Origin of the sequence: Paraburkholderia franconis (assembly GCF_009362735.1) — a bacterium.
Classification (GTDB): Bacteria; Pseudomonadota; Gammaproteobacteria; order Burkholderiales; family Burkholderiaceae; genus Paraburkholderia; species Paraburkholderia franconis.
The window spans coordinates 57,103-71,297 of record NZ_WHNP01000036.1; the positions used below are offsets into that span (position 1 = coordinate 57,103).

General features: G+C 64.1%; 14 protein-coding genes. 6 read left to right on the plus strand and 8 right to left on the minus strand.

Annotation, left to right across the window (positions count from 1 at the left end):
* Nucleotides 1–5: 5 nt before the first annotated feature.
* The gene (locus GCT13_RS30150; protein WP_152764346.1) at nt 6–881 is read right to left on the minus strand and encodes a LysR family transcriptional regulator; all 876 of its coding nucleotides are present in this window, start codon (nt 879–881) and stop codon (nt 6–8) included.
* A gap of 168 nt (nt 882–1,049) precedes the next feature.
* On the opposite strand from GCT13_RS30150, the gene GCT13_RS30155 reads away from it, so the two are divergent.
* Nucleotides 1,050–1,910 (plus strand): polysaccharide deacetylase family protein, encoded by an 861-nt coding sequence (locus GCT13_RS30155; RefSeq protein ID WP_152764347.1) that lies wholly within the window; start codon nt 1,050–1,052, stop codon nt 1,908–1,910.
* 148 nt (nt 1,911–2,058) lie between these two features.
* Here the strand turns inward: GCT13_RS30155 and GCT13_RS30160 are convergent, their stop codons facing one another.
* Nucleotides 2,059–2,313: a GlsB/YeaQ/YmgE family stress response membrane protein gene (locus GCT13_RS30160; protein ID WP_152764349.1), complete on the minus strand. Its 255-nt coding sequence runs from the start codon at nt 2,311–2,313 to the stop codon at nt 2,059–2,061.
* A 247-nt stretch (nt 2,314–2,560) separates the two neighbouring features.
* A complete protein-coding gene (locus GCT13_RS30165; RefSeq protein WP_152764351.1) occupies nt 2,561–3,982 on the minus strand; it encodes a DUF2252 domain-containing protein in 1,422 nt (473 codons plus the stop codon).
* 660 nt (nt 3,983–4,642) lie between these two features.
* Here GCT13_RS30165 and GCT13_RS30170 point away from each other — a divergent pair.
* From GCT13_RS30170 to GCT13_RS30180, 3 genes are all read left to right on the plus strand, one after another.
* The gene (locus tag GCT13_RS30170; RefSeq protein ID WP_321574715.1) at nt 4,643–5,200 is read left to right on the plus strand and encodes a hypothetical protein; all 558 of its coding nucleotides are present in this window, start codon (nt 4,643–4,645) and stop codon (nt 5,198–5,200) included.
* A 144-nt stretch (nt 5,201–5,344) separates the two neighbouring features.
* Nucleotides 5,345–5,968 (plus strand): LysE family translocator, encoded by a 624-nt coding sequence (locus tag GCT13_RS30175; protein ID WP_152764353.1) that lies wholly within the window; start codon nt 5,345–5,347, stop codon nt 5,966–5,968.
* Nucleotides 5,969–6,203: 235 nt separating this feature from the next.
* Nucleotides 6,204–7,181 carry a 2-dehydropantoate 2-reductase gene (locus tag GCT13_RS30180; protein WP_152764355.1) on the plus strand — a complete coding sequence of 326 codons (978 nt, stop codon included), beginning with the start codon at nt 6,204–6,206 and terminating at the stop codon, nt 7,179–7,181.
* A 110-nt stretch (nt 7,182–7,291) separates the two neighbouring features.
* On the opposite strand, the gene GCT13_RS30185 is transcribed toward GCT13_RS30180, so the two are convergent.
* The 3 genes from GCT13_RS30185 to oxlT all read right to left on the minus strand — a co-directional run bounded on the left by GCT13_RS30185 (nt 7,292) and on the right by oxlT (nt 11,249).
* Nucleotides 7,292–8,743 carry an aldehyde dehydrogenase family protein gene (locus GCT13_RS30185; protein WP_152764357.1) on the minus strand — a complete coding sequence of 484 codons (1,452 nt, stop codon included), beginning with the start codon at nt 8,741–8,743 and terminating at the stop codon, nt 7,292–7,294.
* A gap of 68 nt (nt 8,744–8,811) precedes the next feature.
* Nucleotides 8,812–9,873: a LysR family transcriptional regulator gene (locus tag GCT13_RS30190; protein WP_152764360.1), complete on the minus strand. Its 1,062-nt coding sequence runs from the start codon at nt 9,871–9,873 to the stop codon at nt 8,812–8,814.
* A gap of 35 nt (nt 9,874–9,908) precedes the next feature.
* Nucleotides 9,909–11,249: an oxalate/formate MFS antiporter gene (gene oxlT, locus GCT13_RS30195; RefSeq protein WP_152764362.1), complete on the minus strand. Its 1,341-nt coding sequence runs from the start codon at nt 11,247–11,249 to the stop codon at nt 9,909–9,911.
* A 349-nt stretch (nt 11,250–11,598) separates the two neighbouring features.
* On the opposite strand from oxlT, the gene GCT13_RS30200 reads away from it, so the two are divergent.
* Entirely contained in the window at nt 11,599–12,543 is a 945-nt protein-coding gene (locus tag GCT13_RS30200; protein ID WP_152764363.1) for a LysR family transcriptional regulator, read from the plus strand.
* A 99-nt stretch (nt 12,544–12,642) separates the two neighbouring features.
* Nucleotides 12,643–12,900: an HAD family hydrolase gene (locus GCT13_RS30205; protein ID WP_152764365.1), complete on the plus strand. Its 258-nt coding sequence runs from the start codon at nt 12,643–12,645 to the stop codon at nt 12,898–12,900.
* A 90-nt stretch (nt 12,901–12,990) separates the two neighbouring features.
* Here the strand turns inward: GCT13_RS30205 and GCT13_RS30210 are convergent, their stop codons facing one another.
* Nucleotides 12,991–13,548, minus strand: coding sequence for an NADP transhydrogenase subunit beta (locus GCT13_RS30210; protein ID WP_152764367.1), 558 nt, complete (start codon nt 13,546–13,548; stop codon nt 12,991–12,993).
* Between the two features lie 81 nt (nt 13,549–13,629).
* Nucleotides 13,630–14,195, minus strand: a 566-nt coding sequence (locus tag GCT13_RS30215) for a CoA transferase (RefSeq protein WP_193727791.1), incomplete at its 5' end; no start/stop codon positions are given.

The following is a 14,195-nucleotide window of genomic DNA, read 5'->3' on the forward strand; positions in this document are numbered from 1 at the left end:
CGCGCTTACGCGAAGCACGCGCGCAGCACGTCGATGAATGCGTTGCCCGCCTGCGAGGTCATCCCGCCATCGCGCCACAACGCATACACGCCGACCGACAGTGGCGGCGCGATCGGCCGCACGGTCACGGCTTCCGCGCCGCTCTTCGCGGTCAGCTCGTCGAGCAGCGCATAGCCGATGCCGCGCGCGGCCAACGCGCGGGCGACATGCCACGTGTGCGCCTCGACGGTCGGCACATGTCCGTCGAGACCGAGCGCATGCAGCGCATTGCCGATCAGCTCGCCGAGCGGATCGACGTTGCCGATGCTGATCCAGTCGCCTTCAACGAACGTTTGCAGCGTCAGCGCCTCGGCTGCCGGATTGTCGTCGCGCGGGCCGACGCACACGACGGGCGTGCGCCCCAGCTCGACGGACGCGATGCCCGGCCGCGCCGGCGGATTCAGCGCGACGGCGAGATCGAGATCGCGCGTGAGCAGCGCGTTCAGCAGCTCTTCCGTGTGCCGCGTCTGGATCTTCAGCGACACGCGCGGGTACGCGGCCCGGAAAGCTTCGACGGTCGACGGAATCAGGCTCAAGCCGAGGCTCGGCAGACAGCCGATGCGCAAATGCCCTTCCGGTTGCAGCGCGAGATTGCGCGCGAGATCGCGGATGCTGTCGAGGCTCGTCTGCAGCTTTTGCGTTTCGGAGAACAGCAGTTCGGCTTCGCGCGTCGGCTGCAGGCGGCCATGCACGCGGTTGAAGAGCGTCAGGCCGACGCTGCGCTCCGCATGCGCGAGCACCTTGCTCACGGCGGGCTGCGAAACGCACAGCAATTCGGCTGCCTTCGACAGCGAGCCGGTGCGCATGATGGCGTGAAAAACTTCGATATGGCGCAGGCGCATGGCGCGGGATGGAGGTCAGAGGATCAGTGGAAAGGGGCCAAGCATACTGTCTTTCCGAGCGCGCCAAAACATGACGCGACACGCGCGAATGGTATCGTTCGCGTTTGACGTGCATCACAAGACGCCTGCCCGCCTCGCGAAACGGACGGCCGGCAGGCGCAAAGCCTCATGAATCAACCGAATCCTCCACTGCCGCATGCTACCGCGTCGGCAGAGCCCGTCCGCCGCTGGCCGCGCACCGGCAATCCGCCGATGTTCAACGCCACGCTCGCGTGGCATGTGCTGATGTTCGCCGGCTGGATATTCGCGCCGTCCGCGTGGCCCTGGTGGGTCGCGGGCATCTTCGCGAGCCATCTGGTCGTCGTGACGATCGGGCTATGGCCGCGCTCGTCGCTGCTCGGCCCCAACTGGACGCGCCTGCCCGACACGCCGCGCAACGCGGACGCCGTCGCGCTCACGATCGACGACGGCCCCGACCCTGTTGTCACGCCCAAGGTGCTCGACCTGCTCGACGCGCAGGGCGTGCGCGCGACATTCTTCTGCATCGGCGCGCGTGCTCAGCGTCATCCGGTGTTGATGCAAGAAATCGTCGCGCGCGGGCATGCCGTCGAAAACCATTCGCAGGTTCACGTGCATACGTTCTCGGTCACGCTGCCGCGCGGGTTGACGCGGGAAATCGACGCCGCGCAGCGCACGCTCGAATCGCTAACGGGCGAGCGCCCGATGTTCTTTCGCGCGCCCGCCGGCCTGCGCAACGTGTTTCTCGAGCCAGTGCTGCAAAAGCTCGACTTGCGGCTCGCCGCATGGACGCGCCGTGGCTTCGACACCCGCGAGCGCAATCCGCAGCGCGTGCTGGAGCGGCTCGTCGACGGGCTCGCGGCACGCGACATCCTGCTCGTGCACGATGCGACGGCGGCACTCAGCGCGTCGGGCGAGCCTGTCGTGCTGGACGTGCTGCCACGCCTGATCGAAACGGTCCGCGCGCGAGGCTTGCGTTTCGTGACGCTGCGCGAGGCGCGCGGCGCGTAACCGCCCGACGCGCGCGCGTGAAGCGTGGCATTGCGCGGCGCGCCTTCGCTGCCCCTCGCTGCCCCTCGCGTGTGCTTGCATGTACTTGCGTGTCAGACCCGGTGCGCGCCGCATCGCGCCGGACTGCGCAGAGCCTATGCGGCGGCGTCTACGCGGCGCGTCGCCGGACGAGATGGTAGATCACGAGCAGCACGATCGCGCCGATGATCGACGCGATCCAGCCCGCCGCCTGCCCGGGCTGATACCACCCGAGCGCGCGCCCGATATAGCCCGCCAGCAGCGAGCCGGCAATGCCGATGATGATCGTCATGATGAGACCCATGCTGTCGTCGCCTGGCTTGAGCGCGCGCGCGATCAAACCGACGATCAAGCCGACGACTATCGTACCGATAAGGGAAAGCATGCGAACCTCCGATGAAAGTGGGCACCACGGTGCACTGCTACTGCTCGATACTGCCAGACGGCGCTGCATTTCTGTATGACGGCATCGCATGCGTCGCGCTGGCCGCGATGCCGCGATGTCGCGATGTCGCGATGCCGCGATGCCGCGATGCCGCGATGCCGCGATGCCGCGATGCCGCGTAGCGTACGCCGCCGTCATGGTGGCGCGCGACCGCAAAGTGAACGCCTCATAGCGCCAGACGCGGCGATCAGATGCGGAAATCGGCGGACATGTCATCGTCGGTGCGCGCCTCGATCTCGCCGCTTCGGCACGCCTTCATGAACGTGTCATAGTCGCGCTCGACCTGGTCCGCGTACGCGGACGCGTACTCGGCGAGCGCTTCCGCAAACTGGTCGCTTCGGCCGATATACGCGCCGATCTCGATCGCTTTGCCGCTCGCCTTCGCGTGTGCGCGCGCGAGCGCCCAGCCGCACAGACGCGCATAGCCATTCATCTGGTCGACATCGAGCAGATCGACGTTCGGCGTCAGCTTCATATCGCGCAGTTGACGCACATAGAAATGCCCGCCCGTCGGCCCCGTCGACCAGCCCAGAAAAATATCGCTTGCCGCCTGCAGCATGCGCTGCCCCTGCACGATGCGCTCGCCTTCATGCTTTGGCTCGGACTTGCGCGAGCCCGCCTTGAAATGCTGCGCGATCACCGAGCGCCGCGCTTCCTTCACTTGCAGGAACAGCGGCTTGCCGTGCGGATCGGCCGTGAGCAGCACGAGGCAGCGCGTGCCCACGCTGCCGACGCCCACCACCTTGAACACGAGATCATGCAGCGCGAAGTTGCCGAGCAGTTCGCGCCGGTCGTCGGAGAGCGTCTTCAGATAGCCCTCGTACATGCCTTGAATCAGCTTGCGCCAGTCGCCGAGCCTGAACCAGTCGTCCGTGGAATCGAACAGCGTGCTCGAACCGTGCACGTGAAAGAGACTGGGCGGCGCGTCACGGATCACGTAGCGCTCGCCGTCGCGCTCCGCCATCTTTTCGAGCATGCTTTCGTGCGTGCGGCCGCTCGCCCTTTCCATCGCGCGCCGGATGAGCCGGCGATTCTCCGCGTTCACGGCCATGTCGACCATCCGGTCGAACGTAATGCGCTCGTACCACAGTTCCAGCGCGCCGCTTTGCGCGTACTGCGCGATGCGATCGCGGTACTGGTTGGCCGCCGTCATCACGAGGTCATAGGCCGCGCCACGGCTGAACCGCATATGCCGCGCCGCGACGACGAAGCTCGCCGCGAGCCGCTTCAGATCCCATTCGAAAGGCGCGGCGGAAACTTCGTCGAAGTCGTTCAGATCGAAGATCAGCTGGCGCTCGGGCGTCGCGAAGCCGCCGAAGTTCAGCAGATGCGCATCGCCGCAGACAGGCAGCGTGAGCGTCGTATGCGGCGTCATGCTGAGGTCGTGCGCCTGCACGATCGCGCTGCCACGAAAGAACGCGAACGGCGACACCGTCATGCGGCCATAGCGCAGCGGCACGAGCCGCTCGACGCGGCCTTCGCTGCTTTGACGCAGCAGATCGATCGGATTGCGGTGCATATGGCCGATCGCGCGATGACTGGAGCGCTTTGCGTGTTCGCGGGCCGCGCGCCCGCTGGCTTCCCGTTCCGCGATGGTGCTCGCCTTCATGCTTTTCTCCGTTCTTGTGAATCAGCTTGCATCGGGCCGCACTGCAACGGCTTGCTGCGGAGATGCGTCGTGACTTTTGACCGCTTCGGGCTGGCGTGAATGGTTCGCTCCGTGGTTCGCTCGTTCCGTGTTGCACCGCACAGCGGCGGCAAGCCGCGCTGGGCTCAGGTCCAGTTGCGTTCACTTACGTTCGGTTATGCCCGGTTTTGTTCGACGCGCCGGCGCGTGGTTGGCGCGTACCGCTGGCTGCCGCTTCCCGTCGATTCTGGCTGCCCCGCCAGATCGTAAACGTCCATCGCTGGACTGTATTAAATCCCGCGACGCACGGGCGCGCAAGTCTGCGCGCCGCCGACAGCCGTGTGCGGACTGGCAGCGAGCGAAGCGCCGGAATCGGTGTGATCGACGGGAATGCCGCTATCCGAGTGCCGACGTGTCGCGCATCAAATGGCTTCATCGATTGGCGAGCGCCGAAAGCATGCAAACGGCGAAACACAATCGATGAGCATCGCTGAATATCAGAAAGAGGATTGTGAAGACAACATCAACGAACTGACTCGCGACCGGATTTAGGACGGGTCTCATTTCCTTCGACGAACCCCAGCGACAAACTCTTCGCCTTTCGACTTCTTCCCGCAGCGTCACGCCTGCTGCGCCATCGACGTGAACCCGCTACTGCTCAAACGATCCGGCATTGCCTGCTTCGCGCTTCTCACGGCCGCCTGCTCGTTGTTCGTCCCTCGCGCCCCTTCGTCGCAAGTCACGCCCGCCGACAACGCGCTCGTCATCGCCGCCGCGCGTGAGTTCCCGTATATGCCGGCGCGCGAAGGCCACATCACGCCCAACCGCATCGCCAACACGGCGACGACTGCCGTGCTGCTGAAGAAAGGCGTCGAATCGGCCGTGCGCGAGGCCGTCGTCACCGCATGGCGCAAGTCGGGCATCACCGTGACCACGCATGACAGGCTGGTGCTGAGCGGCGGGATCGAAGCGCTGTCCGTGGACGATGCGCGCTCGCCCGCCATCTGGACGATCACCGTGCGCTACTTCGTCACCAACGCGTCGACGAGAGAGACCATCTATGTGAGGACGACGACGGTCCATATGTACCGTCAGAAGTTCACCAATCCCGCCTTCGCGCTCGACGACATCGTGAAGCTCAGCGTCGATATGCTCGTCAGGGACCCGTTGTTCCGCGACGCGCTGCAGCCCGTGCAGTAACCGCCCCCCGCCTTGCATTGGCGTTGCGCGATGGCAGCGCCGCGCCGGTATTTCGCTACAATCGAACCTTCCTTTCCTGATTTCGCTGCCGCGCCGCACCATGTCGATGGGCGCAGCGCGGTTGCCCGTCGCGAGCGTGCCGTCATGTCTCTTACTGCCTGGCTGTTTTTTCTCCCCGCGTGCTTCGCGATCAACATGGCGCCGGGTCCCAACAATCTGCTGTCGATCAACGTCGCGGCGCGGCACGGTTTCATGACCGCGTTCGTCGCCGGCTGCGGGCGCCTCATCGCGTTCGCGGGCATGATCGTGCTGGCCGCGACGGGCCTCGCCGTCGTGCTGCACGCGTCCGAGCTGTTCTTCCTCGCGATCAAGCTGACGGGCGCCGCCTACCTGATCTGGCTCGCGATCCAGTTGTGGCGCAGCGACGCCGGTCCGATGGACGCGCTCAAGCAGGACGACGCGTCGCTGTGGCGCATCGCGCGCCAGGAATGCTTCGTGGCTGCGGGCAATCCGAAGGCGATCCTCGTGTTCACCGCGTTCCTGCCGCAATTCGTCGATATTGCCAAGCCGATGCTGCCGCAGTTCGCCGTGCTCGGCGGGAGCTTCCTCGTGCTCGAATGGTTCGCGATCGCGCTTTACTCGTGGGCGGGCATGCATCTCGGCAAGTGGCTGACGCGCGCCAAAGTGCGCCGCTGGTTCAACCGCTGCTGCGGGATGTTTCTCGGCGCGATCGGCCTGAGCTTTTTGCTGGTGCGCCGCTCGGCGTGACGAACGGCGCGGATTTATGGCCCGGCTTTTGCGTCATGCAAAAGGCAGCCGAAGCACGGCCATAATCGATCGCGAATGCAGCTGGAGAGAAACTTTAACTGTCGCTGATCGTTGCGCGCTCGTATGCTGAGGCGATCACCGCGCAGCCACGGACGCTCGCCGTGCAGTTCCGGCAGGAAACGGCGCCCGCATGCACGCGCGCGCAAAACGATTCCAATGTCAGGAGGCGACAACCATGAAGATCTGTGTCTTCGGCGCGGGTGCGATCGGCGGTTTGATGGGCGTGCAGCTTGCGCGCGCGGGCGCGGACGTCGGCTTTATCGCGCGCGGCCCGCATCTGGCGGCGATGCGCGAACACGGCGCGCGCCTCATCATCGACGGCGAAGAGGTGTCGGCGCGCGTGCGCTGCACGTCCGACCCTAACGAACTCGGCGTGCAGGACATCGTCATCGTCACGCTGAAGGCGCATTCGCTGCCGGGTGTCGTCGATTCGATGCAGCCGCTGCTCGGCAAGCACACTGCCATCGTCACGGGCACCAACGGCATCCCCTACTGGTATTTCTACAAGCACGGCGGCAGGTTCGAGGGCACGCGCCTCGCGAGCATCGACCCGGACGGCTCGCAATGGGCGAAGCTCGGCCCCGAGCGCGCGATCGGCTGCGTGCTGTATCCCGCGGCCGAAATCGTCGAGCCGGGTGTCGTCAAGCATGTGTACGGCAAGAAGTTCCCGATCGGCGAGCCGGACGGCGAACTCACGCCGCGCATCCAGCAGTTTCACGACGTGATGCAGGCGGCCGGTTTCGAAGCGCCGATCCGCGACAATATCCGCGACGAGATCTGGCTGAAGCTGTGGGGCAATCTGTGCTTCAACCCGATCAGCGCGCTCACGCACGCGACGCTCGACGTGCTGACGAGCGACCCCGGCACGCGCGCCGTCTCGCGCACGATGATGCTCGAAGCGAAGCGGATTGCCGATCACTTCGGCGTGCATTTTCGCGTCGACGTGGAAAAGCGTATCGATGGCGCGGGCGCCGTCGGCGCGCACAAGACCTCGACGCTCGTCGATCTCGAACATCGCCGGCCGATGGAAATCGATCCGCTCTTGACCGTCGTGCAGGAGATGGGCCGGCTCGTCGGCGAAGAGACGCCCGCGATCGATATCGTGCTCGCGCTCGTCAAGCTGCGCGAGAAGATGGCGCTGCAGGGAGACTGAAGCGGACTCGCGTGGTGCACGCGCGGTGCGGATTTCAAGGCCACCGAACAAGGAGGACCGGGCGCAGCGCCGGTCCTCTTTTCATTTGCAGCGTCGTCCCTGTCAACGCATCAATGCTCGATCGCGAGCCAGATCGCCTTCGGTTCCGTGAAGTTCTCGATCGCGACGTCGCCGTGCTCGCGGCCGAAGCCCGAATCGCCGGCGCCGCCCCACGGCAGGCGCACGTCCGTATAGCCGTAGGTGTTGATCCATACGGTGCCCGCCTTCAGCGCATGCGCGACCCGATGCACGCGGCCGATATCGGCGCTCCACACGCCCGCCGCGAGGCTGTACGCGGTGCCGTTCGCAATGCGCACGGCGTCCTCTTCGTCGTCGAAGGGAACGACGCTCGCGACAGGCCCGAAGATTTCCTCCTGCGAAATGCGCATTTCGTGCTCGACGTTCGCGAACACCGTCGGCTCGACGAAGAAGCCCTTTTGCCCGATCCGCGCGCCGCCCGTCACGATCGACGCGCCTTCATTCCTGCCGATGTCGACGTAATCGAGCACCGTCTTCAGCTGCGCGGCGGACACGAGCGGCCCCATCGTCGTCTCGCGTTCGGCGGGATCGCCGACCTTGATCGCCTTCGCGCGCGTCGCGAGCCGCTCGACCACGTCGTCGTAGATGTCGCGATGCGCGAGAATGCGCGAGCCCGCCGAGCACACCTGGCCCGTGTTGAAGAAGATGCCGGATGCCGCCGCGCGCACGGCGTTGTCGATGTTCGCGTCGGCGAAGATCACGTTCGCCGACTTGCCGCCCAGCTCCAGCGTCACGCGCTTGAAGTTGCCCGCCGCGCCTTGCAGGATGCCGCGCCCCACCGATGGCGAACCCGTGAACGTCACCTTGTCGATGCCGGGATGCGCGACGATCGCATCGCCGACCACGCGCCCCTTGCCCGTCACGATGTTCAGCACGCCGGGCGGCACGCCTGCCTCCAGCGCAAGCTCGCCGACGCGCAACGCGGACAGCGGCGTGATTTCGGCGGGCTTCACGATCATCGTGCAGCCGCACGCGAGCGCGGGCGCGATCTTCCACATGCCGATCATCAGCGGGAAATTCCACGGCACGATCGCACCGACCACGCCGACGGGCTCTCGTATCGTGTACGTCAGCGCGTCGGGGCGCACGGGCACGACCTGTCCGTTGATCTTGTCGCACCAGCCCGCGTAGTACGCGAGCGTGTCGATGGCGGCGGGCACGTCCTGGCGTTTGACGGCCGCGAGCGGCTTGCCCGCATCGAGGCTTTCGAGCGCGACGAGTTCGTCCTCGTGCTCGCGCAGGAGTTCGGCGAAGCGCATCAGGATGCGGCCGCGCTCCGCCGCGCGCATGCCGTTCCATACCTTGAGCGCGGCGCGCGCGGCCTTCACGGCCGTGTCGACATCCTGCGCGCTGCCTTGCGCGACGAGCGCTATCGGCTCTTCTGTCGCGGGGTTGATATTGGTCGAATATTCGCCGGTGCCGGGCGGCAGCCGTTTTCCATCGATGAGAAGGTCATGGCGTCTGAGGTCGGTTTCAGTGTCCATCTCGTACTCCTTGCGATTAGCGATATGGCATATTCGCGAACCGTCGGCTGAACCGCCCCTCCCTTCGACTACGACGCTCTCATCAGCGCCTCGCCATCGGGGAAGAGCGGCATCGGTTCGTCCGTTGCTCCTTGTATTGTGGTGTGAGTTGCAGATACTGCGCCTGGGTTCACATGCGGGCTGGAAATCGGGCTCACAAGCGGGCTCACGCGCGGATTCGCGCGCGCCATGGTGCCCGTCGGGGAATCGGCGCCGGCAAAGAGCGACCACACAGCGTCTGCATTCGGACGTAGCGAGCGATTGCGGCGGCGCACGAGCATCGTCGTCACCGATACTTCCGGCACCAGCGGACGCGCGACGAGCGAGACGGGCAGCGTCGATGCGTGCGCGTCGATGGGCAGCACGCCGACGCCGAGGCCCAGCTCGACCATGCGCAGCGCAGCCGCCACATGCCCGCACTGGTTCGCGCGCTGCGTGTCGATGCGATGCGTGTTGAGCGCGCGTTCCGTCGCATTGCGCGTGCCCGCCTCGGCGTTGAGCGTGACGAGCTGCGTCTCCCGCAACGCTTCCCAGCGCAGCGCGGCACCGCATGCGAGGGGATGCACGCGCGGCAGCACCGCGCAAAGCGGCGTCGAGACGAGCGGTTGTGCGTGAAAGACGTCGGCGCCCGCGATGTTCGCATCGCACAAGACGCCGAAATCGACTTCGCCCTGCTCGATGGCGGCGAGCACCGCATGTTGAGGCTGTTCCTTCGCAGTGACGATCAGATCGGGAAAGGCCGTTGCGCAGCGCGCGAGCCGCTCGGGCAACCAGCCCGACGACAGCACGGGATCGCACGCGACGACCACGAGCCCCGTGTGCTCCTCGTGCGCGGCGCGCTCTTCGCGCAGCGTCAGCTCGATCTCTTCGATCAGACGGGCGATGCGCCGTTCGAGGCGTGAGCCCGCTGTCGTCAGTTCGACCTGACGCGTCGTGCGATCGAAGAGACGCAAAGCGATCGCCTCTTCGAGTTCGCGCACGCACCGGCTCACGGCCGATTGCGTCAGGTCGAACTCGCGCGCCGCGCGGGTGAAGCTCCGCTGACGCGCGACGGCGACGAACACCTTCAATTGCTGCAGCGATACGTTCATGTGTTCAAGTCGCCATGGAGGGAGTGATCCGGACGTTATTCGCCCGTCTGTTCCGGCCAGTGACGCAGGCCCGGTCCGTTTGCCGCGAGTTCAGGCTCGAGCTCGTGCGACGCTTCGTTCGATGAAGCGATCCAGCGCGCGCGCATCGGCGCGAGGATGAATTTCGCCGACACGCCCGCCGCAATCGTGACCACAGCCGACACGATGAACACCAGGTTCCAGCCGCCCGTCGCCGCGAGCACCGATGCGATCGGCACGATCAGCGATGCCGTGCCCTTCGCCGTATAGAGCGTACCTGCATTGGCCGCAGCGTACTTGCTGCCGAACGTGTCCGCGCAGATCGCCGGGAAGATCGAGAAGATCTCGCCCCAGAAGAGGAAGATCAGCGCCGCGAACGTCATGAACGCATACGGGTTCTGGCCGTACTCCATGAGGCCGAGCAACGCGAGCCCTTCGCCGATGAAGATCGCGAACATCGTGTTCTCGCGGCCGATCTTGTCGGAGATGAAACCGCACAGCGGACGCGTGAAGCCGTTGCAGATATTGTCGATCGACAGCGTCATCGTGAGCAGCGGCAGCGTGGCGCCGAAGAGCGTCATCGGCAGCTTCGCGAGGCCCCAGTCCTTTGCGATCGGACCGAGCTGGGCGGTCGCCATCAGGCCACCCGCCGCCACCGCGACGAACGACAGATAGATCACCCAGAACACGGGCGCCTTGATCATCTGACCGGGCGTGTAGTCGACCTTGGTCACGGCGAACTTGCGCTTCGCAGGCGGCGCCTTTGCACCGTCGGGCTTGCGCAGCAGCATCGCGAGCACGAAGATGCACACGCCTTGCAGGATGCCGAAGAAGAGGAACGTCTGCTCGTAGCCCTTGGCCGTGATCATGTTCGCGATGGGAATCACCGTGACGGCCGCGCCGGCGCCGAAGCCCGCCGCCGTCAAGCCCGCAGCGAGACCGCGCTTGTCCGGGAACCACTTGAGCGCATTGCCGACGCACGTGCCATATACGCCACCCGCGCCGATACCGGCGACGACGGACGCAAAGTAAAGCTCAGGCAGCGTCGTCGCGAACGAGTTCAGCACCCATGCAAGGCCCGCGCAGAGCGCGCCGACCGCCACGACGGGACGCGGACCGAAGCGGTCGACGAGCCACCCTTCGACGGGCACGAGCCATGTTTCAGTGAGAATGAAGATCGAGAACGCGAGCTGAACTTCGGCACGTCCCCAATGATGCTTTGCGCTCATCGGTGCGACGAACAACGTCCATGCGTATTGCAGGTTGGCGACGAGCGCCATGCACAAAATGCCGAATGCCAGTTGCCACCAGCGGTTGCGCCAAAACGCAACCGGAGCTTGCTGCGAAATGCTGTTCATGTGCCTGTCTCCGCTATCTATTTAGGGCAACCGGCCAAAGCGCCGGTCTCTATCCATGCCGCCTTATAGTTGTGTCCCGACCAAACGGGTTTCGGGGTATTTCCTGATGCAAATTCCAGTACTTCTTTTCTCAAAACCTTTAAATCGCCTTACCCATTCCTTTATTGATTTTTTTAGAAGAAAACTTGTCGTTCATACCTGTCTTGCCGCTTCGGGCCTTGTTTTTAAGCGTTAACCCGATGTTTGAGCCTCGAATCGCGCATTACAGAATCCATGCTAGGGTCATTGCTGAATTACTGATAATTAAAGTTTGTTACCATGAGGATTCATCTTCGCTTATACATCTGCCATGACAATGCGTAACGCGACCCTGCGCCAGCTAAAAGTATTCGAAACGGTGGCGCGGCATCTTAGCTTCTCGCGCGCGGCGGAAGAGCTGCACCTCACGCAGCCCGCCGTTTCCACCCAGGTCAGGCAGCTCGAAGAGCACGCCGGCCTGCCGCTTTTCGAACAGCTGGGCAAGAAGATTTACCTCACGCCCGCGGGCACCGAAATGCTTCACTACAGCCGCGCAATCATTCAGCAGTTTCATGAAGTCGATGAAGCGATGGGCCAGCTGAAGGGCGTATCGGGCGGCAAGCTCAACGTCGCCGTGATCAGCGCGGGCGACTACTTTTTTCCTCGGCTGCTCGCGGAATTCACGCGCCGCTATGCGGGTGTCGAACTGAATCTCGCGGTACACAACCGCGAAGAACTGCTGCATCAACTGCAGACCAACCAGACCGATCTCGCGGTGATGGTGCGTCCGCCGCAAGAACTGGATGCGATCAACGAAGCGTTTGCGCCGCATCCGTATGTGATCGTGGCCGCACCGACGCATCCGCTCGCCAGCAAGCGCAACATCAAGCTGAGCCAGCTTGCCAGCGAAGCATTCGTCGTGCGCGAGCGCGGTTCGGATACGTGGAATTCGATGGAAGAAGGCTTTGCGGGGCGTCTCACGAACCTCAAGATCGCGATGGAAATCAAGAGCACGGAGACGATCAAGCAGGCCGTGATCGCGGGCATGGGCATCGCGTTCCTGTCCGCGCATACGATCAGCCTCGAATTGCAGGTCGGGCATCTCGTCGTGCTCGACGTCGAAGGCTTTCCGGTGATGCTCAACTGGTACGTCGTGCATCGCAAGAACAAGCGGCTGCCTCCCGTTGCCGTCGCGTTCAAGCGCTTTCTGATGGAAGAAGGCGCGAATCTCATTGAACAGATCACGCGTGTGAATCAATTGGCGGTCCATAAATGAGCCGCTATGGATTGCCAATAAAACTTTAACTATTGCGGATTCGTTGCGGCTTCTATGCTTGTGTCGATTCTTATCACTCGACTGCCTGGGAGCATTGCAATGAATCAGTCTGCCGATCCGCACAATGAAGCGCTGCTGAGCGCCTATAACGCCGCGTTTAGCGAACTCGGCCTGCGCTTTCGCTGGAGCCAGGCCACGCTGGATTTCTTCGACGATGTCGGCAATGAACTTGCGCGCATCACCGCGTACATCGAGCGCTTTCATTCCCATCTGCTCAATGCGTACGACGCCGACTTTCTCGCGCAACTGATCTTCGACCGGAAGAATCAGTTCTATCGTGAGTCCGTCGTTCAATGACGCAGGGTTGCAGTTCATCGTGACTCTCTTCGACGTCCGCGGTTCGCGAATAGCACTACTCAGCGAAGCGGCGGACGTCATGTGTTTTCGTCAGTGACGCTTCGCGCTGTAGCGTTGCCGGCTGCGCACGCGCACCGCTGCGTGCGTCAGATGCATGTTTCGCGCCGACGACGCGCAGCGCGCCTGCGTGCGGCGCGGATTGCTCGCCCAGGTCCAGCGTTGCGTGAAATCGTCTGCGGGTTGCCCGTGCGAAGGATCGCCGTCCCAGGCGAAGCGCAACGACGTGCCGCGCCGCGATGAGAGTCCGCAATGCGCGGGCGTGCGCGCGTGATGCTCGTGCGTCGTCAGCATCACGTGTGCGCCGAGCGCCGCAGCCAGCAGGCTGACAGCAAACAGCGCCGCAATTCCAGGCATCTGCGCAGGCTCGCTGACAAAAGCGTAACCAAGCCAGATACACAATCCGAGCGCGAGCATATCGACGAGCTTGTCGCCCGCCGCGCCTTGCCTCATGCTTCGCCTGCCATGCTTCATCCGGTTGGCGAGCATCATCGCGGCTATTGCGAAGAGCAACGCGCCCACGAAAACGAACACATACAGTTCCAGGCGCTCTAACCCCGACCACGCGATGAAGCTCGCACAATCCGGCATGTCATCTCCTCGCTCTTTGCCGCTCGTTGCATTCGCGGACGTTGGTCCCGTGATCCTGTCGAACCGCGCCGACGGTCTGGCTCAAATGGCGCCAGCCGTTCTGAGCGCGTCGATCTGCTCGCGTGAATAGCCGAGTTCGGCCATCACTTCGTCCGTGTGCTCGCCGAGCAGCGGCGAGCGCGTCACTTCCGTCGGGCTGTCCGACAGCTTGATCGGATTGCCCACGGTCAGATACTTGCCGCGCAACGGGTGATCGACTTCGACGACCGTGCCCGTCTTGCGCAGCGACTCGTCTTCGGCGATCTCCTTCATCGACAGGATCGGGCCGCATGGAATGTCATGTTCGTTGAGGATTTCCATCGCCTCGAACTTGGTCTTCGTCATCGTCCAGCGTTCGACTTCCGCGAAGATTTCCTTCAGGCGCGGCAGGCGCGCGTCCGGCGTCGCGTAGTCCGGATGCGTCGCCCACTCTTCCCTGCCGATCACGTTGCAGATCTTCACCCACACCGGGGCCTGCGTGATGAAGTAGATGTACGCGTTCGGGTCGTGCTCCCAGCCCTTGCACTTGAGAATCCAGCCCGGCTGGCCGCCGCCCGATGCATTGCCCGCGCGCGGCACCGCCTCGCCGAACGTGCCGTTCGGATATT

Coding starts and splice junctions, on each gene's coding strand:
- GCT13_RS30150 (WP_152764346.1), bottom strand. CDS start 881: ATGCGCCTGCGCCATATCGAAGTTTTTCACGCCATCATGCGCACCGGC.
- GCT13_RS30155 (WP_152764347.1), top strand. CDS start 1,050: ATGAATCAACCGAATCCTCCACTGCCGCATGCTACCGCGTCGGCAGAG.
- GCT13_RS30160 (WP_152764349.1), bottom strand. CDS start 2,313: ATGCTTTCCCTTATCGGTACGATAGTCGTCGGCTTGATCGTCGGTTTG.
- GCT13_RS30165 (WP_152764351.1), bottom strand. CDS start 3,982: ATGAAGGCGAGCACCATCGCGGAACGGGAAGCCAGCGGGCGCGCGGCC.
- GCT13_RS30175 (WP_152764353.1), top strand. CDS start 5,345: ATGTCTCTTACTGCCTGGCTGTTTTTTCTCCCCGCGTGCTTCGCGATC.
- GCT13_RS30180 (WP_152764355.1), top strand. CDS start 6,204: ATGAAGATCTGTGTCTTCGGCGCGGGTGCGATCGGCGGTTTGATGGGC.
- GCT13_RS30185 (WP_152764357.1), bottom strand. CDS start 8,743: ATGGACACTGAAACCGACCTCAGACGCCATGACCTTCTCATCGATGGA.
- GCT13_RS30190 (WP_152764360.1), bottom strand. CDS start 9,873: ATGAACGTATCGCTGCAGCAATTGAAGGTGTTCGTCGCCGTCGCGCGT.
- oxlT (WP_152764362.1), bottom strand. CDS start 11,249: ATGAACAGCATTTCGCAGCAAGCTCCGGTTGCGTTTTGGCGCAACCGC.
- GCT13_RS30200 (WP_152764363.1), top strand. CDS start 11,599: ATGACAATGCGTAACGCGACCCTGCGCCAGCTAAAAGTATTCGAAACG.
- GCT13_RS30205 (WP_152764365.1), top strand. CDS start 12,643: ATGAATCAGTCTGCCGATCCGCACAATGAAGCGCTGCTGAGCGCCTAT.
- GCT13_RS30210 (WP_152764367.1), bottom strand. CDS start 13,548: ATGCCGGATTGTGCGAGCTTCATCGCGTGGTCGGGGTTAGAGCGCCTG.